This is a genomic window from Flavobacterium sp. (genome assembly GCF_036515215.1).
Classification (GTDB): domain Bacteria; phylum Bacteroidota; class Bacteroidia; order Flavobacteriales; family Flavobacteriaceae; genus Flavobacterium.
In genome coordinates this window covers 1-20445 of record NZ_DATBVQ010000062.1, presented here as the reverse complement: position 1 = coordinate 20445, position 20445 = coordinate 1, and the positions used below count along the sequence as shown (strand labels likewise).

Genomic DNA, 20445 nt, shown 5'->3' with positions numbered 1-20445 from the left:
CATGAATAATAAGACCATAACGATCGCTGTTCTAGACATGTACAACGGTGTGCCAAATCAGGGCATGCGCTGCATTATTGATATCATCAGCAGGTTTAATCCCTTTGTCAGCCTGAAAATATTCGATGTCAGAGGAAAATCCGAATTGCCCGAAATTGACCAATATGATATTTATATATCTACAGGTGGGCCAGGAAACCCGCTGATAGGCGATGGAGATTGGGATGTTAAATATTACCAATTTATCGATGCATTAACTAAATGGAATAGTGAAAACCCGGTTAAAAAACATGTGTTGTTCATTTGTCATTCTTTTCAAATGGCATGTAAACACTTTGGTTTAGCCGAAATCACCAAAAGGAACGACACCTCCTTCGGTGTAATGACAATGCATAAAACTAAAGACGGACTCGCAGACCCGCTTTTTGCAGGATTGAGCGATCCTTTTTATGCCATAGATTCAAGAGATTACCAAGTAGTCCAGCCCAAATTGAGTGTTTTTAAGAAGAAGGGCGCAAAAATAATTTCTTTGGAAAAAATCAGGGATCACGTACAATACGAACGGGCAATCATGGCCGTACGTTTTACAGACTATTTTGTTGGAACGCAGTTTCATCCTGAGGCAGATCCCATCAGCTTTGTTTCGCATCTTAGAAACAAAGAAGCAAAAGAAAAAATCAAAGAAATGAAAGGCAAAAAGAAATTCCGAAATATGCTTGAAGACTTGATGGATGATGACAAGATATACCGCACCAACGAAACTTTGATACCCAATTTTCTTCGTTCAGCCATAAATGACATACTGCAAACTAAGAAGATGATGTCCAATTAACAATTCTTTTTTCTATGATTCCCAAATATCGAAAACTGTTCAATGCTCAATTTACGGAGGAAAAATATCAAGAACTGAAAGATGATATTGCATCCGATTTTGGTTATGTACCTACTTTTCGATTGGCAGAAACACCTTTCTTTATATCCAGTGAGTTAAAATCGCAATTAATCGAAGGTTGTAATGAGGTTATAGCATTGATTCAAAAGAAGAGCTTTAAAACACTTACTGAAAAGTCATTAGAATTAAACCAGAAAGTTCCAAATGAGGATGAACATACCACTTTTCTGGCGATAGATTTTGGAGTTTGTGAAGAGGATGGCGCCATTGTCCCGAAGTTAATCGAGGTACAAGGGTTTCCTTCCTTATTTAATTATCAGATGAATTTATTTGAAAAATTCAAAAACCACTATCCATTTCTGGGAGAACTGACCCCATTCATAAATGGAATTACTCCAGAGGAATACTTGCAAATTCTTGAAGAAGCGATATGCAACGGTCACCCCAAAGAAAATGTCATACTGCTTGAGATCGAACCCGAAAAACAAAACACTAAAATTGATTTTTATTACTGCAAACGAGATCTAGGTATCCCCATAGTTTGCGTCACTGAACTGACAAAAAAAGGCAAACAGCTTTTTTATATTGATGAAAATGGAACCGAAATTCTTGTAAAACGGATATACAATCGCGTCATTTTCGATGAACTCGATTTACGGACCGATTTAAAACTGAATTTCCATTTCTCTGACGAGCTCGACGTCGAATGGGCAGGGCATCCCAATTGGTTTTTCAGGATCAGTAAATTTATATTGCCGTTTTTAAAGGGGAAATATTTCATTGAAACAACCTTGTTGAGCGAATTGACCGAAATTCCTAAAGATTTGGAAAACTACGTCTTGAAACCCTTGTTTTCTTTTTCGGGAACGGGCGTCATTTTCCATGTAAAAAAAGAAGATATTGAAGCGGTTGTCGACAAGGAACTTTACATCCTCCAAAAAAAGGTAAATTATATCCCCATTGTGCAATCCCCGGCCGGAAAAGTAAAGGCGGAAGTTCGCGTTCTTTGCGTCTGGAAAAAGGATGATGTTGCTCCCACTCTACTATGCAACCTTGTGCGATTGAGCAGAGGCGAAATGATAGGCGTGAAATTCAACAAAGACAAGGATTGGGTTGGCGGGACTATCGGATTGTTTGAGAGGTAGCTATCCTATCTTACTTCCAAAGATTTTTAAATAAAATGGGGCATATCTTTTCCATAGTTTGCGGCTCTTCCACATTCCAATTAAATTTTAGCAGAGGATAATTCTCGTCATTGGTCACAAACTGATCGTAATCAATAAAAGAGTACAAATCTTCGCCAGTGCTGTTTTTGAATGCATTCATCGCTACATACCAAAAGCCTTCAAATTCGTAGGATTCTTTGCCTTCAACAACTTGATTAATCAGACTGTCTGGATTTGCTTTTGCGCTATAGAACACCTCTTTCCCTCTTGAAATTAACCAACATCTAAAATATTCGAAACCGCCATCGGAACATCCGCCACTAACAATGTAAGCGGCGCACCAGAGTTCAGGGTTGTAAGAGTCAAAAAGAAGTTTATCCGTTCTCAATCGAAAACCGATCATTTCTTGTGGACTGAGTTTTTCAATTTCGGCGATCAAAAAGAGTTCCTGATCTTCCTGATTATCAGTTCCCTTTGTTGAGTTTTCAATTATCCACCAATAAATCTCTTCATCTAACATTTCGCTGGATTTGGAGAATGTTAATGAATCAAATGCAACTGTGGTGCTATCCATAACTATATCACTACTATTTACGGACTCTTCAATATTTGAGCTGTTGTTTTGACCAAAAGTAATGCTGCTTAACAAAAAAAAAGAAAATAGCAAAGTGTATTTATTTCTCATAAAAGTGATGGAATATAATTATTCATTATTTTATATTCCATCGTAAAATTAGCAATTTTTATTCTGTAATATCGAATCCGGCGACATAAAAATTCTTGTCAATTTCTAATTTTGGATTTTCGGCAGTAATTGCTTCTTGTTCCCAAGTTGTTTGAGGTTTTAGCCATCTTTCTTTTCCGTTAATAGTTACTTTTACTGGCATATCGAAACCTGTAACACAATTGGTCCAACGAAATCCTAAAGTATTCCCTTTAAAATAATATTCTAATGTTGGAATTCTGATGTCTCTTAGATACTGATTAAAAACCGTCGATAAGTCTGTTCCAACTGATGTCGTCAAATAATCCTCTATTTGTTTAGTAGTCACCGTTTGATGGTAAAAGGTACTGTTCAGTCCCCTCAAAATGCTTCTCCATTTTTCGTCGTCATTTACAATTTGGCGAATCGTATGCAGCATATTGGCACCTTTGTAGTACATGTCACCGGAACCCTCATTATTCACGTCATACTTTCCTATAATGGGTTTGTCATTCTGGATGTTTTTTCGAATTCCCCTAACGTAGCTATAACCCGCTTCTTTTCCATAGTAATATTCTACGAAAAGACTTTCAGAATAGTTCGTAAAACTCTCGTGAATCCACATGTCAGCTATATCCCTATAAGTGATATTGTTAGCGAACCATTCATGTCCACTTTCATGGATAATGATAAAGTCAAATTTTAATCCCCAACCTGTTCCGCTTAAATCCCGACCTCGATATCCGTTCTTGAAACCGTTCCCGTAAGTCACGGAACTTTGGTGTTCCATCCCTAGATAGGGAGCTTCAACCAGTTTGTAACTGTCTTCGTAAAAAGGATAGGGACCAAACCAGTGTTCGAAGGCTTTCAACATTCGAGGCACGTCTTTAAATTGTTCTTTGGCCTTAGCCAAATTGTCCCTCAAAACATAATAAGTGCAATCCAAGTTGCCCTTTTCGCCTTGGTACTTTTCTGAGAAGGAAACGTAGTCCCCAATGTTAATATTTACTCCATAATTGTTAATCGGATTAGAAACGTACCAATTGTATGTTTTTGTTCCATCTTTTATTTTTTTTACGCTTTGCAATCGACCATTGGACACATCCATCAGATTTCCGGGGACATTCACGCTAATAAGAGTACTTTCGACCTCGTCATACATATGGTCTTTGTTTGGCCACCAAACACTGGCGCCCAATCCCTGACAAGAGGATGCTATAAATAGTTTGCCATTGTTGTCTTTTTTCCAGGTGATTCCGCCATCCCATGGCGGATTGACCGCCACTTTGGGTTTGCCTCCGTAAAACACGGTCAGCTCCTTTGTCTTACCCACTATTTGGGGAGCGACTAATTCAATAAAAAAGGCATTTCCTTCTCTTGTATATTTTAAAGTCTTCCCATCTTGAATGACTTTATAAATATCCATCGGGTTTTGCAAATCAATCTGCATGCGATTATATTCTTGCAAAACTTGATATTTAATTGTGTTCGAGCCTGTTATCGTGCTGTCTACAGGATTGACTTTGATGTCTAAGTGATAATGTTTCACGTCCCACCAGGCTCTTTCTTTGGTTATGCTTCCGCGCAACGTATCCTGTCTGGTAAAATGAACAGCATCCCCTTCTAAAAGTCCTTGGGCCTTGGTATTATTTGAAATAAATAATGATATAAAAATAAAAACGAATAATTTATTCATGAATTTGGAATATTTGTAGTAACCCTATTTTATAATGTAATCTTTCAGTTAATGTAGTTTTGACACTTTTTCTTGCTCAACCACTACCGCATAATCGGCCACCAGTCGGTCGACATAATCATCAAGCAGCTCTAGTATTCGTTCGTTTTTATCCGATTTTACGATTAGACCTGCATGATAGTCCAATGGAACTTTAAAACAAACTTCCGGATCCGAAAAAGAAGACAAATCAGGATGCTGGTATTTTGACAGTGTCAATACTATTCCCGCGTAGGCTTTTTTTACCTTAGGCAAGCTGTATTTTTTCCCTTTAACCAAAGCGTCCTCGATTGCGGCCCATTCCTTCCAAAGATTGATATTGGAAGCCGCCTCCACCATTTCTGCCAGATGCGCACCACCAACACGAGACGATGTTTCCAAAAAATAAATTTCACCGTCTTCGCTGTTTTTTATAAATTCGGTATGTGCGGCACCATATTTCAGCCCAAATCCTTTCAAAACCTGTTCATTCACTTTTTTTATCGCCTTATCATCCTCTGAATTATAGGGAATATTGGAACTGCGAAACACACCGCCCGCCTGAGAAATTTCCATTGGGGTGGCTAAATATTTTGAAGTCAAACTAAATATAATTTTCCGATCCAGAATCAAACTGTCACAATGATAAACGTCTCCCGGTTTAAATTGTTCCAATAAATACTTGAAACGGTTATTTCCCATTTCGTTTATATGCATCCACAAACTTTCTTTGTCAAACACCTTTATGATTCCTGATGCCGAAGCTTCAGAGCGCGGCTTTAGTACCCATGGAGCCGAAACGCTGTCGGCAAAAGTATTGATGTCATGGTCATTGAATAAGGAACAAAAGGATGGACTGTTAATGCCGCAACTTTTGGCTCTCATTCGCATCGCCAGTTTATCCCGGAAGTAGCGTCCTGTCGTTTGTCCCATGCCGTCAATTCTTAGATTTTCCCTAAGGTAAGTGGCTTTCTCCACGTCATAGTCATCTAACGCTACAATGGCATCCACCTTGTTTGATTTCATCAAATTACCGACTCCCAGTAATAAGTGCTCCAAATTCCAATCGATGTCCTGACCTTGCATGTAAAATATTTCGTCGATATAATCATGTGGCCATGGTTTATCCCGTAATTTCTCGCTCGTTATAAGGTACACTTTATTGCCTAGATTTTTTAAATGGATTAAAAAATCGGCACCCTTAAAATAATTTGAAATACAAATGAAGGTCTTAGCATTTTTCATAAGCTTATAAATTTTCGATGAATTTGGTTAATAGATGTACACCATAAGCTGTGGCATGTTTGCTTTTGGCAAATTCGTCATCGCCAAAAGCCACGCCTGCAACATCAAGATGTGCCCACGCTGGATGTTCTTCAGTGAAATATTCCAGAAATTTAGCCGCACTTATGGCTCCTGCGACAGGTTTGCCGCTGTAATTCTTTACGTCGGCGATATCACTTTCAATATCTTGTTTATAAACATCCCAAAGCGGCAATTGCCATAAGCGCTCCCCGATGGAATCTCCCACTTCTTGTAGTTTCTTTGAAATCGAATCGTTATTGGTAAACAAAGCGCCGCATTCATATCCTAGAGTTCCGACACTGCTTCCCGTTAATGTCGCAATATCAACTATATATTGTGGCTTGTAATTTTTAATTAAATAGGACAATCCGTCAGCCAAAACAAGACGACCTTCGGCATCGGTATCAATAATTTCAATTGAATTTCCGCTATAACTTTGAATTACATCGCTGGGCAAAAATGACTTACTGTCTACTGAATTCTCGGCACAGGGAACAATCGCCGTTACTTTTATAGGCAATTGAAGATCAGCTATCAGTTGCATAGCACCGAATACGGCGCCACCACCGGCCATATCACATTTCATATGAACCATACCTGATGTTTTTATATTCAAACCTCCCGTATCAAAGGTGATTCCTTTTCCCACAAGTCCAACATGTTTTAAAGCAGCTGTTCCCTCTTTCGGGCTATATTTCATAATTACGAATTGCGGTTCATTTTCACTGCCTTTCCCGACAGCCAAAAACGCACCCAAGCCTTCTATTTTGCAGGCATCCAAACCCAGAACTTCGACATCGAATCCATATTTTTTACCTTTATCCAAGGCCCATTTTGCCAAATATTTTGGTGTGACCCTGTTGGGCGGCAAATCAACAAGAGAAAGGGTCTCCAGTTGTGCCCGTGCAATTTTTACGGCTTTGTTTATCGAAGCGGCATGATCCTTTGAAGACAAAATGTCCAACTCAAAATCAGGATTTAAAAATGGATGATTTTCCTGCTTTTTGAAATGACCCAAACTGTAAGTTCCCAGCAGCAAACCTGAAATAGTGGCCTCAACCTGCTCGTTACTGAATTCTGAGGGCAGCGACAATGCGACGCTTTTAGCAAAAGTTTCTTTTTCCTTGGATGCTATCCTGCGAAAGATCGTTTTTAAAGATTTATAATCGATTGACTTACCCAAGCCTATAAAAATAAAGGTGTTGTCGCTTTTTTCGGCTAAATAATGAGTGTCTTTTTTTCCATAAAAAACCTTGGAAGAAACTTCCACATCATCAAATGTTATCGGAATCAGGTTCTTTGCGCTAGTTTCAAAAACCGGAACCAAAACTGTTCCCGAAAATTTTTTTAGGTTGTCAATTTTTTTTGTTTTCATTTAATTGTCTTTAGTGTTAAAAAACAGCCATTCGATTGCTTTGGGGAATTCGTCACTCCAATAGGTTTCGTTGTGTTTCCCAAGTTTATTAATGCTTAAATTAATTTTCAGCTTGTCTTTTACAAATTCACTAGAAAGCATCCGGCTTTTAAAATTTTTTACATGGTCAATCATCGTTTCGCTTTCGTCGCCACCGGCATACAAATAAATTTTAGTGTCAATGTTATTCGCATCGTCCACTTTGATTTTCAGATCCGGCTTAACCCATAATGAGGGTGAAAAAATCATTAGTTTCCCAAATACTTCCGGATAGCGCAATCCACTGAAAATACTGATTAGTCCGCCCATGGAACTGCCTCCAATACCTGTGTTTTGCCTATCAACTTTTGTTCTAAAATTGCTGTCGACAAAGGGTTTCAAGGTTTCCGTAACAAAACGAATATATTTTTTACCTTGTCCTTTGCCTAATACCGTCTTCCCAACATTATATTCTTTCAAACGATCTTCTTCGGCATGTTCTATCGCAATAACAATGATTTTACCTATCTGGTATTCAGACATCACAGCCAGTTTCTTGTCAATTTCCCAATTTCCGTATCCGGCATTTTCGTTAAATAAATTTTGCGCGTCTTGCAAATACATAACAGGATATCTTTCCTCTGAACTATCATAATCGTGCGGAAGTAAAGCCCATACTTTACGGGTTTTATTGAGTTGCGGGATTTCAAAAGCATCAGATATTAGCATCACCTGCGGTAAGAAACTTCGTCTAAAAGGCAGCCAGTTTTTTCGCCACCTACCCACATGTTCGTTCTGAATTCCGGTGTGTTTCTTCGTTGATCGGTTTTCGGTACGGTTACCGGCGCTGTCAATTTCCACTTCACTCCAATCTCCCTTCGTGAATTTATACATCAGAGTTTCCGGATAATCAAAATCGTGCCCAAATTTGTAGTGATACAAACCTGTTCCAATTTTCTCCATCATAAACTCTTTGTCTTGTGTACGCCATCGGTTAAAATTGCCCGACAGGTATACCGGACGTGAATCATCTTCATCAGTGGTTAGTATGAAATGGAGTCCTGTTTTTATGATGGTATGATTTAAATCTTTAGTGAGCGTTTCATCATCAAAATTCATAAATGTATTGTGGTATTTTTTTAATATAAAAAGTAAATATAAGGGATTGTCCTATGATAAAAAAGAAAAATGAAACCCCAATGGCAAATCAATTCGCTATTGGGGTTTCTGGACTATTATTAACAAGTAAAGCTTTCTATTTTTGACGGCTTTTTAGCACCCCAACAACATCATTAATCTTGAATCCTTTGGCTTGAAGCAGTATAAGGTAATGGAAAAGCAAATCTGCGCTTTCGCTTAGAAACAAATCGTCATTGTCATCTTTGGCTTCTATAACCACTTCGACCGCTTCCTCACCTACTTTTTGCGCGATTTTGTTCATCCCTAATTTGAACAGTGAAGCCACATAACTTTTTTCGGAATCGGCATTGTTTTTTCGAAGTTCGATAGTGTCCTCCAATGCTGAAATAAAGCCATAGTCCTGTTTATTATCGGTCGACCAGCAAGTATCTGTTCCCTTGTGACAAGTTGGCCCAACAGGTTTTACCTGGATCAATAAAGTGTCATTGTCGCAATCATTTTTTATGTCAACCAAATTCAGAAAGTTTCCGCTTTCCTCCCCTTTTGTCCAAAGTCTTTTTTTGGTGCGGCTATAAAAAGTCACTTTTTGGGTATCGACCGTTTTCTGATACGCTTCGGCATTCATGTAACCCAGCATTAAAACCGTTTTGGTTTCACTGTCTTGTATGATCGCTGGAATTAATCCGTCCGTATTTTTTGAAAAATCTATATTCATTTTTTATTTTATTTAATGATTGAAAAATTATAAGATTTAAGAATCTGAACTCTTTTCTCTATTTTGTTTATTCTCAACTCTATATTCTAACTTCAATATTATTGTTCTTCAATTCTTGTTTCAAGGTCCTAATTTCAATTTCTTTAAAGTGAAATACGCTTGCCGCCAAAGCTGCGTCTGCTTTTCCTTTCATAAATGTATCAACAAAATGTTGTATGTTTCCCGCACCACCCGATGCTATTATTGGGATATTTACCAATGTTGATAATTTAGCCAGAGCTTCATTGGCAAAACCGTTTTTAGTACCGTCATTATCCATCGAGGTAAACAAAATTTCACCTGCACCTCTCTCCTCCACTTCTTTCGCCCAGTCAAACAGGTTCAATTCGGTAGGTACCTTTCCGCCAACCAAATGTACGACCCATTGTCCGTTAATCTGTTTCGCATCGATTGCAACTACCACACATTGGCTTCCGAATTTCTGTGCCAAATCATTGATCAACTGCGGATTTTTTACCGCCGACGAATTGATGGAAACCTTATCGGCTCCGTTTTGCAGTAAAATGGCAACGTCTTCAACAGATGAAATGCCACCACCTACGGTAAACGGGATATTGATGGTTGAAGCCACTTTTCGAACCAAGTCAACCAAGGTTTTTCTTTGCTCTTCCGTTGCTGAAATATCCAGAAAAACCAATTCGTCAGCGCCTTCGTCCGAATATATTTTTGCCAATTCCACCGGATCGCCCGCGTCCCGTAAATCTACAAAATTAACGCCTTTTACGGTTCTTCCGTTTTTAATGTCAAGGCAGGGTATGATTCTTTTTGTGAGCATTTTTTGTGTTTTTTATTCTATAAAGATGCACTGCAGTGCATCTCTACCTATGCAATAATATATTGTTCCAATTGTTTCAGCGAAATCCGTCCTTCATAAATCGCTTTCCCAATGATTGTTCCTTCGCAGCCTAATTCGGCTAATTTTGGTAGTTCATCGAATGTTGAAATCCCCCCAGAGGCAATCAATTTAATTCCTTTAGCTTCGGCCAAGATTTTCACATACAAATCAAAAGAGGGCCCTTCCAGCATACCGTCCTTTGCAATGTCAGTGCAAATTACGTATTGGATTCCTTTGTTTTGATAGTCTTGAATAAATGGGACCAAATCTTCATTTGACTCTTCTAGCCAACCTGAAACGGCCACCTTTTCATTATTGGCATCCGCGCCCAAAATGATTTTATCAGCACCATATTCGGCTATCCATTTTTCGAATATCGTTCTATTTTTGACGGCAATACTTCCGCCCGTGATTTGGTTTGCCCCGCTTTCAAAAGCAATTTTCAAGTCGACATCCGATTTCAAGCCGCCGCCAAAATCAATTTTCAATTTGGTTTGGGTCGCGATTTGTTCCAATATTTTGTAATTGACAATCTGGCTCGATTTGGCCCCATCTAAATCAACCAAATGCAAATATTCTATTCCGTGCGCTTCAAATGATTTCGCCACTTCCAGCGGATTTTCATTGTATATTATCTTGGTGTTGTAATCCCCTTTTGACAGGCGAACACATTTCCCTTCTATGATATCTATCGCTGGTATTATTCTCATTTTATAAAAGTCTTAAAGTTTGAAAGTTACAAGTCGTAAAGACTCCACTTAATTTTTTAATCATTCAATTCAAGGAAATTCCCTAGAATTTTCTCACCCACATCGCCGCTTTTTTCCGGGTGAAATTGGGTGCCGTAAAAATTGTCCTTTTTCAATGCCGAGGCATATTCCACTTCGTAATTAGTAGTCGCAATCGCTTCAGTGCACAAGGGCACGTAAAAACTATGTACCAAATACATATATTCATTTTCATTAACCCCTTTAAATAAATCGGATTTGAGATTGTAAATGTTGTTCCAACCCATTTGTGGTACTTTTACTTTTGGCGTAAACTTAATCACATCTACATCAAAAATACCTAAGCCTTTTGTATTCCCTTCCTCAGATCTGTTGCACATCAGTTGCATGCCCAAACAGATTCCCAAAACCGGTTGCTTCAAGGTGGGAATCAAAGTGTCAAGACCGCTTTCCAAAAGCATCTCCATCGCCGAGCTTGCCTCGCCGACTCCAGGAAAAATAACCTTATCCGCTGCTTTTATCACTTCGGGAATATTGCTCAAAACGGCTTTATATCCTAGTCTTTCGATAGCAAACATAATGCTTTGAATATTTCCCGCTCCGTAATTTATGATAACTATTTTCATTTCTAAATTGTTTCATGTTTCAAGTTTAAAGTTTAAAGTTGTTTTGTGATAACCTGAAACTTTAAACTTGAAACCACTTTTTTAAAGCATCCCCTTCGTACTCGGCAAAATCATCTTTTCGGTGTCGCGTTTGACGGCTACCTTAATCGCTTTGGCGAAAGCCTTAAAAATCGCTTCAATTTTGTGGTGCTCGTTTTGTCCTTCGGCTTTGATGTTGATATTCGCTTTTGCGCCGTCAGAGAATGATTTGAAGAAATGTAAGAACATCTCCGTCGGCATTTTCCCTACCATTTCGCGCTTGAATTCGGTTTCCCAAACCAACCAATTTCTGCCTCCAAAGTCAATGGCTACTTGTGCTAAGCAATCATCCATTGGTAAACAAAAACCATAACGCTCTATTCCAAGTTTATTCCCCAATGCTTTGGCGAAAACTTCGCCTAGGGCGATCGCCGTGTCTTCAATGGTGTGGTGTTCATCCACTTCTAAATCACCTTTTACAAGGATTTCTAGGTCCATTTGTCCATGACGTGCAATTTGGTCGAGCATATGGTCAAAAAAAGCAATTCCGGTTTCGATTTTGCTTTTTCCGGTTCCATCCAGATTTAAATTGATAAATATATCCGTTTCATTCGTTTTTCTCGAAATAGTTGCGGAACGTGCTTCCAATTTAAGAAACTCATAAATGACTTTCCAGTCCGTACTTTGCAAACTGATGAACGAATCCAGTTCCTCCCTTTTTGAAGCGATTTCAGCACTTCCAGCACCGTCAGTCGTATTCACAAAAATGGCTTTTGCGCCAAGATTTTTGGCCAACTCGACGTCAGTCAATCGATCACCCAAAACAAAAGAATTTACCAAATCATAATCAGGATTATCGATATACTTGGTCAGCATTCCCGTTCTGGGCTTACGAGTGGGTGCGTTGTCTTCCGGAAAAGAACGATCCACAAATATGTCGTCGAAAAGAACACCTTCGTTTTCGAACGCTCTCAAAATGAAGTTTTGCGTAGGCCAAAACGTGTCTTCAGGAAAACTTTCTGTTCCTAATCCATCTTGGTTAGTCACCATTACCAGTTCATAATCCAATTCATTGGCTATTTTAGCCAAGTATTGAAATGATTTCGGGTAAAATTCCAGTTTATCCAAACTGTCCAATTGCAAATTTTCCGGTTCCAGAACAATCGTTCCGTCACGATCGATAAAAAGTACTTTTTTCATTTTATATTTCTTTTGAAAATTAGCTAATCGCTAATAGTGCATCCATTAATCTTCTATTTTCTTCTGCCGTTCCAACAGTCAAACGCAAACAATTTTCGCATAATGGCTGTGTCGTTCTATTCCTGATTACGATCCCTTTGGCGATCAATTCATCATATCTCCTATTGGCATCATCCACTTTAATCAACACAAAGTTGGCTTCGGTAGGATAAATTTTATTGACAAACTTTACTTGATGTAATACTTTAAGTAAATCCTCTCTTTGTATTATAATTGAGTCAATCTCCAATTGTATTTTTTCTTTATCCGCTAATCTCTCCAATGCTCTTTTTTGCGTCAATTCATTAACGTTATAGGGCGGTTTGATTTTATTCAAAATACCAATTACCGCACTTGAAGCGTAGCAAATCCCCATACGAATTCCAGCCAAACCATAGGCTTTTGAAAGGGTTTGTGTCACAATCAAATTGGGATATTCATCCAGTTCATTCATCCAACTTTGTTTCTTGGAAAAATCGATATACGCCTCATCTATCACCACCAAGCCGCTAAAATTTTGAAGTAATGTTACTATGCTTTCATCTGAAAAAGAATTTCCCGTGGGGTTGTTCGGGGAACACAAAAAGATCATTTTTGTGTTGTCATCAACCGCATCCAAAATTGCACCAACTTCAGGTTGAAAATCTTCAGAAAGCAGCACTTCTCTATTCTCAACAGCATTAATATTTGCCAAAACACCATACATCCCATAAGTGGGTGGCAACGTAATCACATTGTCTACTTTTGGCTCGCAAAATGCTCTGAACAACAGATCCAATACTTCGTCGCTTCCGTTTCCTAATAAAACCTGATTGGTTTGGAGGTTTCTTTGTTTTGCCAAAACTACCTTAACACCGCTTTGTTGTGGATCTGGATACCGATTTACCCCATTTTCAAATGGATTCTCATTGGCGTCCAAAAATATCATTTCGGCTGTATCAAAATCTTTAAACTCATCCCTGGCTGAGGAATAAGGCTTCATCTTCAGTACATTTTCACGTACCAAATTATTTATATCAAAATTATTTTTCATCTTCAATCGCTTTTAAACGTAATGTAACCGCATTTTTGTGTGCTTGCAAGCCTTCTGCTTCGGCCATAATCTCAATGGCTTTACCTATATTTCTGATTCCCGTTTTGGTTATTTTTTGAAAAGTCATCGCTTTAGTAAAACTATCCAAATTCACTCCACTATAGTTCTTTGCGTAACCGTTTGTAGGCAAAGTGTGATTGGTTCCCGAGGCATAGTCACCTGCGCTTTCGGGGGTATAATTTCCAATAAAAACGGAACCTGCATTTTCGATTCCATCACAATAAAAATCGTCCGAAGCAGTACAGATTATAAAGTGTTCAGGTCCGTATTCATTAATTAATTCCAATGCTATTTTATCATTCTCAACAAAAATCAACTTCGAATTTGAAATTGCCTTTTCGGCAATAGCTTTTCTAGGCAATTGTTCCAGTTGAATTTGAACTTCTTCTTCAACGGCATCAATCAGTTTTTTTGATGTCGAAACCAGAATTACTTGGCTGTCTGTTCCATGCTCTGCTTGAGATAATAGATCTGATGCCACAAAAGCGGGAATGGCGGTGTCATCGGCAACAATCAATAATTCTGAAGGACCTGCGGGCATGTCTATGGCCACGCCAAACTGTGTTGCCAATTGTTTGGCCACTGTTACGAATTGATTTCCGGGTCCAAAAATCTTATACACTTTCGGTATCGTTTCGGTTCCAAAAGTAAGACCTGCAATCGCTTGGATTCCTCCAACTTTTATAATCTTAGTAACACCACATAAATTTGCTGCATACAAAATGGCCGGATTTATATTTCCCTTTTTATCAGGAGGCGAACACAATATAATTTCTTTGCAACCAGCAATCGCGGCTGGAACCGCCAACATTAAAACCGTAGAAAACAAGGGAGCTGTTCCCCCCGGAATGTACAAACCAATTTTTTGAATAGGTCTTTTTTCTTGCCAGCAATTTACGCCTTCAGCAGTTTCAACGGCTACGCGATCTGTTTTTTGGGCGGCGTGGAATTTCTCTATATTGCTTTTTGCTAGCCGGATAGCTTCCTTTAGTTCCCCTGAAACTGCGGCTATAGCCGATTCGATTTCTTCGTTCGAAACTTCCAAGTTTTCAAAACTCACTCCGTCAAAAATAGAGGTATATTTTGCGATAGCAGTATCCCCTTTTTTTTGAACTTCCTTGAAAATTTCTTTCACGGTAAGTTCGATATCATCAACAGTTTTCGTTGGTCGTTCCAATATCGCTGCCCATGTTTCCGGTTTTGGGTTGTCTATTTTATTCATTGTCTAGTGGTTTAACCGCAAATATTGCAAAGGGTATTCGCAAAGTTCGCAAAAGTATCAATCAATTAAGTTTTGTAGACTCATAATTGATACTTAATAATTTATTTAAAGTACCATTTTTTCAATTGGGCAAACCAGAATCCCTTCGGCTCCAGCCTCTTTCAATTGGTCGATTACATCCCAAAAAGAATCTTTGTCAATTACCGAGTGTACACTGCTCCAACCTTCTTGTGCCAAAGGCAATACCGTGAGACTGCGCAAAACTGGAAGGATTTTCCCCACTGCTTCAATTTTATCGTTAGGCACGTTCATCAAAATGTATTTTGATTTTCTTGCTCTTAACACCGATTCAATTCTGAATTTTAGAGTGTCGATTAGTTTTTGGACACCAGGAGTCACTTTTGGGGAGACCGCCAAAACAGCTTCGCTCTTAAGTATGATTTCAACCTCCTTTAAATTGTTTTTGAATAAGGTACTTCCGCTTGACACGATGTCTACTATGGCATCCGCAAGCCCTATATTTGGTGCAATCTCTACAGAACCTGATATTTGGTGGATATCAACGGTCACGCCAAATGAATTAAAATACTCGTTAACGGTATTAGGATAAGAAGTGGCAATACGTAACCCATCCAAGTCTTTTACGGAATTGTATTCGAAAGTTTTTGGGACTGCAACAGAAACCTTGCATTTTGAAAAACCCAGTTTTTGTATTACTTGAATTTCCTTTCCTTTTTCAACCAAAAGGTTATCTCCTACAATGGCGATATCTACTACACCATCAATCAAATACTGGGGAATATCCGAATTTCTTAAATATAAAACCTCTAATGGAAAGTTTGACGCTTCGGCCTTTAATTGATCGATTCCATTGTTGATGGAAATTCCGCAGTCTTTTAGAATTTGGATACTTTCCTCGTTTAAACGTCCTGATTTTTGAATTGCAATTTTTAATGTACTCATTTTTTTTGTTTTTAGTTTTCTTGTTATGTATGTCTGAGTACAAAAGTTAGGCAATAAAAAACCCGTTTGAGTACTCAAACGGGTTTTAAAATATGATGATTTACACACATACCATTAACACTTCGCTTGAGAGCAATAATGAAAATGATGGTGATGTAATTGTATTGTAAACATAAGTGTGTTATTTTTTTAGAAATTTAATTTCTGATGCAAATATACGTGATATTTCATTCACTATGCCATTTTAAATTTAACTTAACACAGGTTTGTTGTTAAATATCTGCTTGCTATTTGATTTTTAATCTGTTTCGTCTGCATCCATACTTTCACTTTTGGTAGCGCCGGTACCTTTAATTATTGAATCAGCACTTTCTGCCCTGATCTCCGTATGGCGTATCTCACCACCAGAATTCCCTACTTTAGTTGCTAAAAATGAAGCAGCTAGGGAAAGAATCAATGTGATATACGATAGTGCTTTGGCAAATTTGTTTTTTTTAATTGAGGTATATAGTGACAGCAAACTAAAAATACCCGTTGCATACAATACCAAAGCCAATTTCTCAGCCAGTTCTTCATGCTCATGGATTATTTTTTTTCCTATATCAGGCATGTCTTCCACCAGCTCTTCTGCTCCTTCTCCTGTAGCCATGCTAGCCAAAGCAAAAAGAGCGCCAACAACAAATAAGACATAAGCCGTGTTTTTTACCGAATTATTCTTTAAAAACATTCCAGTGACCAAAATCCCAAATCCCAAAAAAGTCACTATTATTGGAAAGTGATTTACCACAAGGTGTAAGTGCGCATCGTTCATGTTATAAATTTATTTAAGGTTAAAAAAAATACTTTTAGATAATTATATGCAATCCTATTCAAAACTGTTTATTGAACTTCATTATTTATTTTCATCCAGCCAAGGAAACCCCAATCAAAGAACCAATGCCATAGGTTACGGCAGCCGCAGCCAATCCGAAAAATACTTGTCTAAAACCCGAAAATAAAACACTTTTTCCTGTTAGCAAGGTAATGGCCGCACCGATACCAAAGAGCCCAACAACACTACTCCCTACACTTAATAAAATAGCATTTTTTCCATCTAAAAATATAAATGGATAGAGAGGAATGATAGCACCTATGGAAAAAAGTATGAAAGAGGCAATTGCCGCTTCCCAGGCCGATCCGCCTAATTCTTCTTTGTCTATTCCCAGTTCTTCTTTAATTATGGCGTCTATTGCCGTTTCAGGGTTTTCGAATGCTTTCTCGGCCAATTTTTTAGCCTCTTCGATGCTCATTCCTTTTGCCTGGTACAACAAAACCAGCTCTTTTTTTTCTTCTTCGGGTGAAGACTGCAGTTCTTCGGTTTCCAAATCAATTTGGCGCTGGTTTAATTCCCTCGAACTTTGTACAGATAGCCATTCCCCCAAGGCCATCGAAATGGCTCCAGCCATCAAGCCCGCAATTCCAGTCAACAAAATCGTGTTGTTTGACATGGCCGCTCCCGCAACACCCATCACCAAACTCATATTGGACACTAATCCATCATTAGATCCCAAAACGGCCGCCCGTAATGCATTGCCGCCAACGGATTTATGTCGGCTTTCAAATTTCGACAAAAACCCTCCCGAAACATTAAAAGCCGCATTGTCATTAACCGCTTCTATTATTTTGAGATGATTGTGTTCAAAACCGGTTGGTTTTTCCCCGCTTTCTATTTTGTTTTTTATGGCATTGACTGCAAATTGTTTCTCAATATTGGACAAACTGCTGATTATGGATCCGTAACCAAAAACCTTCCCTAATTTCAACTGGAGCTTAGCTCTTGATGACGGTAATGGCATTGTATAATTAGGTTCTGAACCCATCACTTTATCAAGCATATGCTTTGCATGTCCTTTTTCAATCTCACCCAGACCATGCAATACACGTACTAAATTATCGTCTGTTTGAATGGCTGCAATACTTTCGTACAAAAAAGCGGCGTCCACTTCTGTTTGTAATTGCCCTTTTAACTTATTTATGTCCATTATAGATTTGTTGTTCCATTTATTAGAAAATATATTTTTTCGAAATATTTACTTCAATTAGATGTTCATTACTGAATAAAAATACGAAATTTTTAACAAGTACAATCACAATGTTCTATGACTCTGAATTCGATCGGGATCTATAAATGTGATTTTATGAGTTTGCATTTAATTTTACTTGCGTCTATATTTTCCTTACTTGATATTCCAATCTCAATATTCAAAATATCACAAATCCTTTTGGCAATAGATAAACCCAATCCTGTCCCTTTAATTTCCGGGATATTCGGGGACGTTTCGGCTACAGCAATGTCAATATAGCTGTCCGCTTGGGACATATCCTTGGCAACTACGGTCATTTCAAAGGAAGGCAAACATAAAAGTTAATAAACACACTAATAAAGCTGATCTTCGCATCAATTATTCATTTTAAGAAGGAATTAAGTGTGCCAATATATTCTTTCGGAGTCACATTTTTATAACTCGTTTTCCCTAATACTTTTCCTTTTCCATCCAAAACAACTACCAATGGAAAAATCCCTTCCTGATTGTATTTTTCCGCTAGAATTTGATTCTGGTTCCTTAATTCCTCTGCCAATTGATTTTGTTTCCATTTAGGGAAATCAGCTCTCTCGAGGATATAATTTGCTGCTGCATATTCTTTGAATGTTTCTGATTGTCAATGGTTTTATCCAATTTTATACAAGGAGCGCACCAATCCGAACCCGAAAAAACCAATATAATTGGCTTGTTTTGGGCTATGGCCTCAGTTGCAGCTTGGCTGAAATCAGTTTTCCAGTTTTTGGAATACCCTACTACTGCGATCAACAATAGTAAGAATGCCATTTTATTTTTCATTCAATTTTATTTTAAATTTTATAAAGAACTTTTTATCACTAATTTAGTACTGAAATATTCAACAAACACAACTCAAATGGTCGCCACTTGCTCTGGTAAAACAAATTGTTCTTAAGCGAAAATTAAGAATATATAACACAGCAAATTAGCAGCCCATCCTAACATATTACCTAATTTTACAAAAAAAGCGTATGTCCTTTTTAAAAAAGTTATCGCCTTTTTATAACCTGACCATTTTCTACGTAGTGGTAAGCTTTATATTAAGGATAGTTCTTCTCTTCCATCCTATTACCCAGACTACGTTTACATGGATAGATGCAATAAAAATCTTCAGCCTAGGTTTAGTTTCCGATATTTTTGTTTTTATACTCGCTAGCGGATTTTTGTGGCTGTACCTTATTTTTATATCAAATTCGAAGTATTTAAAACCATATGGGTATATCATCTTCGGCTTACTAGTGGCACTGCTGTTATATATCTTTTCGGGAAAATCAATACTTAATGAATATGGAGGCGCATTGCCAAAAATTGGTTTAATCTTCGTGGGAATCAAAACGTTTTTATTTGGCTTACTACTTTTTCTGCCGAAATACCGAAGCAAAATTAGATTTTGGCTTTTTACTTTTGTGATGTTCCTGTTTGTTGTTTTGATTTTGCAAAACGCCATCAGCGAATATTTTTTCTGGAACGAATTTGGGGTGAAATATAATTTTATTGCCGTTAATTATTTGGTTTATACCAATGAGGTCATTGGCAACATAATGCAGTCTTATCCTGTAATTCCTCTATTCTCCGGGTTGTTTCTGATAGCCGGAATTGTCACTTACTTTATATTGAAAGGAACGAGAAATTATGTCGAAAGCATTCCTACTTTTGTTGAAAAAATCAAAATTTCAGCATTGTATTTCGTGTTATTTGGATTTTCTCTTTTTGCAATTCCATCATTGGCAAACAAAGAAAATTCGCAAAATATTTTTTCTAATGAGTTGCAGGCAAACGGAGTTTACAAGTTCTATTTGGCATTTATGAATAGCGAGTTGGATTATTTCAAGTTTTATAAAACACTACCCGAAAAAGAAGTTTATACATTATTGGGCCAGCAAATACCATACATCTCGGGCGAATCGCCTTTAAGGTACATAAAAGGCGACACAGCCGAAAACCACAAGAATGTAGTTTTAATTACTATTGAAAGCTACAGCGCCGATTTCATGAAAATGTACGGGAATAACCAAGATTTAACACCGTTTTTAGATAGTTTGGCTACCCAAAGTTTAGTATTCACCAATTTCTACGCCTCGGGAAATAGGACAGTACGAGGTCTTGAGGCAGTAACTTTATGTTTGCCACCCACCGCAGGGGAAAGCGTTGTAAAAAGGAAAGACAACAAGGACAAATTTTCAACAGGACACGTATTCAACCAAAAGGGATACAATGTAAAATACCTTTATGGCGGGGATGCTTTTTTTGACAACATGGAAGATTTCTTTTCCGGTAACGGCTATGATATTGTAGACAAAAAATCATTTACACCAAAAGAAATCACTTTTGACAATATATGGGGAGTTTGCGATGAAGACATGTACAACAAAGCGATTAAGGTGATGAATTCAGAAGCAAAAGGAAACAAACCTTTCTTTAACCACATTATGACGGTCAGCAATCACAGGCCGTTCACCTATCCCAACGATAAAATTGATATTCCGGGAGATGCCAAATCCAGAGATGGCGGCGTGAAATATACCGATTTTGCC

21 protein-coding genes are annotated in these 20445 nt (G+C 37.9%); 3 read left to right on the top strand and 18 right to left on the bottom strand.

The annotated features are described in order from the left end of the window. Window position 1 precedes the first annotated feature (1 nt). Together VIH09_RS04835 and VIH09_RS04830 are read left to right on the top strand one after the other, a co-directional pair. Window positions 2-832, top strand: coding sequence for a type 1 glutamine amidotransferase (locus VIH09_RS04835; RefSeq protein WP_331578451.1), 831 nt, complete (start codon window positions 2-4; stop codon window positions 830-832). Window positions 833-846: 14 nt separating this feature from the next. Continuing rightward, window positions 847-2037: a hypothetical protein gene (locus VIH09_RS04830; protein WP_331578449.1), complete on the top strand. Its 1191-nt coding sequence runs from the start codon at window positions 847-849 to the stop codon at window positions 2035-2037. Window positions 2038-2047: 10 nt separating this feature from the next. Here VIH09_RS04830 and VIH09_RS04825 read toward each other — a convergent pair whose 3' ends face one another. From VIH09_RS04825 to VIH09_RS04740, 18 genes are all read right to left on the bottom strand, one after another. Next, entirely contained in the window at window positions 2048-2743 is a 696-nt protein-coding gene (locus VIH09_RS04825; protein ID WP_331578447.1) for a DUF4240 domain-containing protein, read from the bottom strand. Between the two features lie 58 nt (window positions 2744-2801). Further along, window positions 2802-4457 (bottom strand): M1 family metallopeptidase, encoded by a 1656-nt coding sequence (locus VIH09_RS04820; protein WP_331578445.1) that lies wholly within the window; start codon window positions 4455-4457, stop codon window positions 2802-2804. Between the two features lie 48 nt (window positions 4458-4505). Then, window positions 4506-5720, bottom strand: a complete 1215-nt coding sequence (locus VIH09_RS04815) for an ATP-grasp domain-containing protein (RefSeq protein ID WP_331578443.1) — start codon at window positions 5718-5720, stop codon at window positions 4506-4508. Window positions 5721-5724: 4 nt separating this feature from the next. Further along, entirely contained in the window at window positions 5725-7155 is a 1431-nt protein-coding gene (locus VIH09_RS04810) for a leucyl aminopeptidase family protein (RefSeq protein WP_331578441.1), read from the bottom strand. Beyond that, a complete protein-coding gene (locus tag VIH09_RS04805; protein WP_331578439.1) occupies window positions 7156-8292 on the bottom strand; it encodes an alpha/beta hydrolase in 1137 nt (378 codons plus the stop codon). Window positions 8293-8428: 136 nt separating this feature from the next. Then, window positions 8429-9028: a bifunctional phosphoribosyl-AMP cyclohydrolase/phosphoribosyl-ATP diphosphatase HisIE gene (gene hisIE, locus VIH09_RS04800; RefSeq protein ID WP_331578437.1), complete on the bottom strand. Its 600-nt coding sequence runs from the start codon at window positions 9026-9028 to the stop codon at window positions 8429-8431. A gap of 79 nt (window positions 9029-9107) precedes the next feature. Beyond that, window positions 9108-9863: an imidazole glycerol phosphate synthase subunit HisF gene (gene hisF, locus VIH09_RS04795; protein ID WP_331578435.1), complete on the bottom strand. Its 756-nt coding sequence runs from the start codon at window positions 9861-9863 to the stop codon at window positions 9108-9110. Window positions 9864-9910: 47 nt separating this feature from the next. Continuing rightward, entirely contained in the window at window positions 9911-10633 is a 723-nt protein-coding gene (gene hisA, locus VIH09_RS04790) for a 1-(5-phosphoribosyl)-5-[(5-phosphoribosylamino)methylideneamino]imidazole-4-carboxamide isomerase (protein WP_331578434.1), read from the bottom strand. A 56-nt stretch (window positions 10634-10689) separates the two neighbouring features. After that, window positions 10690-11277 (bottom strand): imidazole glycerol phosphate synthase subunit HisH, encoded by a 588-nt coding sequence (gene hisH, locus VIH09_RS04785; RefSeq protein ID WP_331578432.1) that lies wholly within the window; start codon window positions 11275-11277, stop codon window positions 10690-10692. An 81-nt stretch (window positions 11278-11358) separates the two neighbouring features. Further along, window positions 11359-12495: a bifunctional histidinol-phosphatase/imidazoleglycerol-phosphate dehydratase HisB gene (gene hisB, locus VIH09_RS04780; protein WP_331578430.1), complete on the bottom strand. Its 1137-nt coding sequence runs from the start codon at window positions 12493-12495 to the stop codon at window positions 11359-11361. 19 nt (window positions 12496-12514) lie between these two features. Next, window positions 12515-13567: a histidinol-phosphate transaminase gene (hisC, locus tag VIH09_RS04775; RefSeq protein WP_331578428.1), complete on the bottom strand. Its 1053-nt coding sequence runs from the start codon at window positions 13565-13567 to the stop codon at window positions 12515-12517. After that, complete coding sequence (gene hisD, locus VIH09_RS04770) at window positions 13557-14849, bottom strand: histidinol dehydrogenase (RefSeq protein ID WP_331578426.1); 1293 nt, start codon at window positions 14847-14849, stop codon at window positions 13557-13559. The genes hisC and hisD overlap by 11 nt, the downstream gene beginning before the upstream one ends. Before the next feature lie 105 nt (window positions 14850-14954). After that, the gene (hisG, locus tag VIH09_RS04765; RefSeq protein WP_331578424.1) at window positions 14955-15812 is read right to left on the bottom strand and encodes an ATP phosphoribosyltransferase; all 858 of its coding nucleotides are present in this window, start codon (window positions 15810-15812) and stop codon (window positions 14955-14957) included. 298 nt (window positions 15813-16110) lie between these two features. Next, window positions 16111-16623 carry a DUF2231 domain-containing protein gene (locus VIH09_RS04760; protein ID WP_331578422.1) on the bottom strand — a complete coding sequence of 171 codons (513 nt, stop codon included), beginning with the start codon at window positions 16621-16623 and terminating at the stop codon, window positions 16111-16113. 91 nt (window positions 16624-16714) lie between these two features. Then, window positions 16715-17833, bottom strand: coding sequence for a VIT1/CCC1 transporter family protein (locus VIH09_RS04755; RefSeq protein ID WP_331578420.1), 1119 nt, complete (start codon window positions 17831-17833; stop codon window positions 16715-16717). A gap of 140 nt (window positions 17834-17973) precedes the next feature. Beyond that, a complete protein-coding gene (locus VIH09_RS04750; protein ID WP_331578418.1) occupies window positions 17974-18207 on the bottom strand; it encodes an ATP-binding protein in 234 nt (77 codons plus the stop codon). Between the two features lie 50 nt (window positions 18208-18257). Then, a complete protein-coding gene (locus tag VIH09_RS04745; protein ID WP_331578416.1) occupies window positions 18258-18431 on the bottom strand; it encodes a hypothetical protein in 174 nt (57 codons plus the stop codon). Further along, a complete protein-coding gene (locus VIH09_RS04740) occupies window positions 18416-18691 on the bottom strand; it encodes a thioredoxin family protein (RefSeq protein ID WP_331578414.1) in 276 nt (91 codons plus the stop codon). The genes VIH09_RS04745 and VIH09_RS04740 overlap by 16 nt, the downstream gene beginning before the upstream one ends. 191 nt (window positions 18692-18882) lie before the next feature. Here VIH09_RS04740 and VIH09_RS04735 point away from each other — a divergent pair. Next, window positions 18883-20445: LTA synthase family protein (locus tag VIH09_RS04735; RefSeq protein WP_331578412.1), on the top strand; the 1563-nt coding region annotated here is incomplete at its 3' end.

Excerpts from the sequence above, each read along its gene's own strand:
- hisA (WP_331578434.1), bottom strand. The coding sequence starts at position 10,633 with ATGAGAATAATACCAGCGATAGATATCATAGAAGGGAAATGTGTTCGC.
- hisD (WP_331578426.1), bottom strand. The coding sequence starts at position 14,849 with ATGAATAAAATAGACAACCCAAAACCGGAAACATGGGCAGCGATATTG.
- VIH09_RS04805 (WP_331578439.1), bottom strand. The coding sequence starts at position 8,292 with ATGAATTTTGATGATGAAACGCTCACTAAAGATTTAAATCATACCATC.
- hisG (WP_331578424.1), bottom strand. The coding sequence starts at position 15,812 with ATGAGTACATTAAAAATTGCAATTCAAAAATCAGGACGTTTAAACGAG.
- hisIE (WP_331578437.1), bottom strand. The coding sequence starts at position 9,028 with ATGAATATAGATTTTTCAAAAAATACGGACGGATTAATTCCAGCGATC.
- hisC (WP_331578428.1), bottom strand. The coding sequence starts at position 13,567 with ATGAAAAATAATTTTGATATAAATAATTTGGTACGTGAAAATGTACTG.
- hisF (WP_331578435.1), bottom strand. The coding sequence starts at position 9,863 with ATGCTCACAAAAAGAATCATACCCTGCCTTGACATTAAAAACGGAAGA.
- VIH09_RS04755 (WP_331578420.1), bottom strand. The coding sequence starts at position 17,833 with ATGGACATAAATAAGTTAAAAGGGCAATTACAAACAGAAGTGGACGCC.
- VIH09_RS04835 (WP_331578451.1), top strand. The coding sequence starts at position 2 with ATGAATAATAAGACCATAACGATCGCTGTTCTAGACATGTACAACGGT.
- VIH09_RS04815 (WP_331578443.1), bottom strand. The coding sequence starts at position 5,720 with ATGAAAAATGCTAAGACCTTCATTTGTATTTCAAATTATTTTAAGGGT.
- VIH09_RS04760 (WP_331578422.1), bottom strand. The coding sequence starts at position 16,623 with ATGAACGATGCGCACTTACACCTTGTGGTAAATCACTTTCCAATAATA.
- VIH09_RS04825 (WP_331578447.1), bottom strand. The coding sequence starts at position 2,743 with ATGAGAAATAAATACACTTTGCTATTTTCTTTTTTTTTGTTAAGCAGC.
- hisB (WP_331578430.1), bottom strand. The coding sequence starts at position 12,495 with ATGAAAAAAGTACTTTTTATCGATCGTGACGGAACGATTGTTCTGGAA.
- VIH09_RS04740 (WP_331578414.1), bottom strand. The coding sequence starts at position 18,691 with ATGAAAAATAAAATGGCATTCTTACTATTGTTGATCGCAGTAGTAGGG.
- hisH (WP_331578432.1), bottom strand. The coding sequence starts at position 11,277 with ATGAAAATAGTTATCATAAATTACGGAGCGGGAAATATTCAAAGCATT.
- VIH09_RS04830 (WP_331578449.1), top strand. The coding sequence starts at position 847 with ATGATTCCCAAATATCGAAAACTGTTCAATGCTCAATTTACGGAGGAA.
- VIH09_RS04810 (WP_331578441.1), bottom strand. The coding sequence starts at position 7,155 with ATGAAAACAAAAAAAATTGACAACCTAAAAAAATTTTCGGGAACAGTT.
- VIH09_RS04820 (WP_331578445.1), bottom strand. The coding sequence starts at position 4,457 with ATGAATAAATTATTCGTTTTTATTTTTATATCATTATTTATTTCAAAT.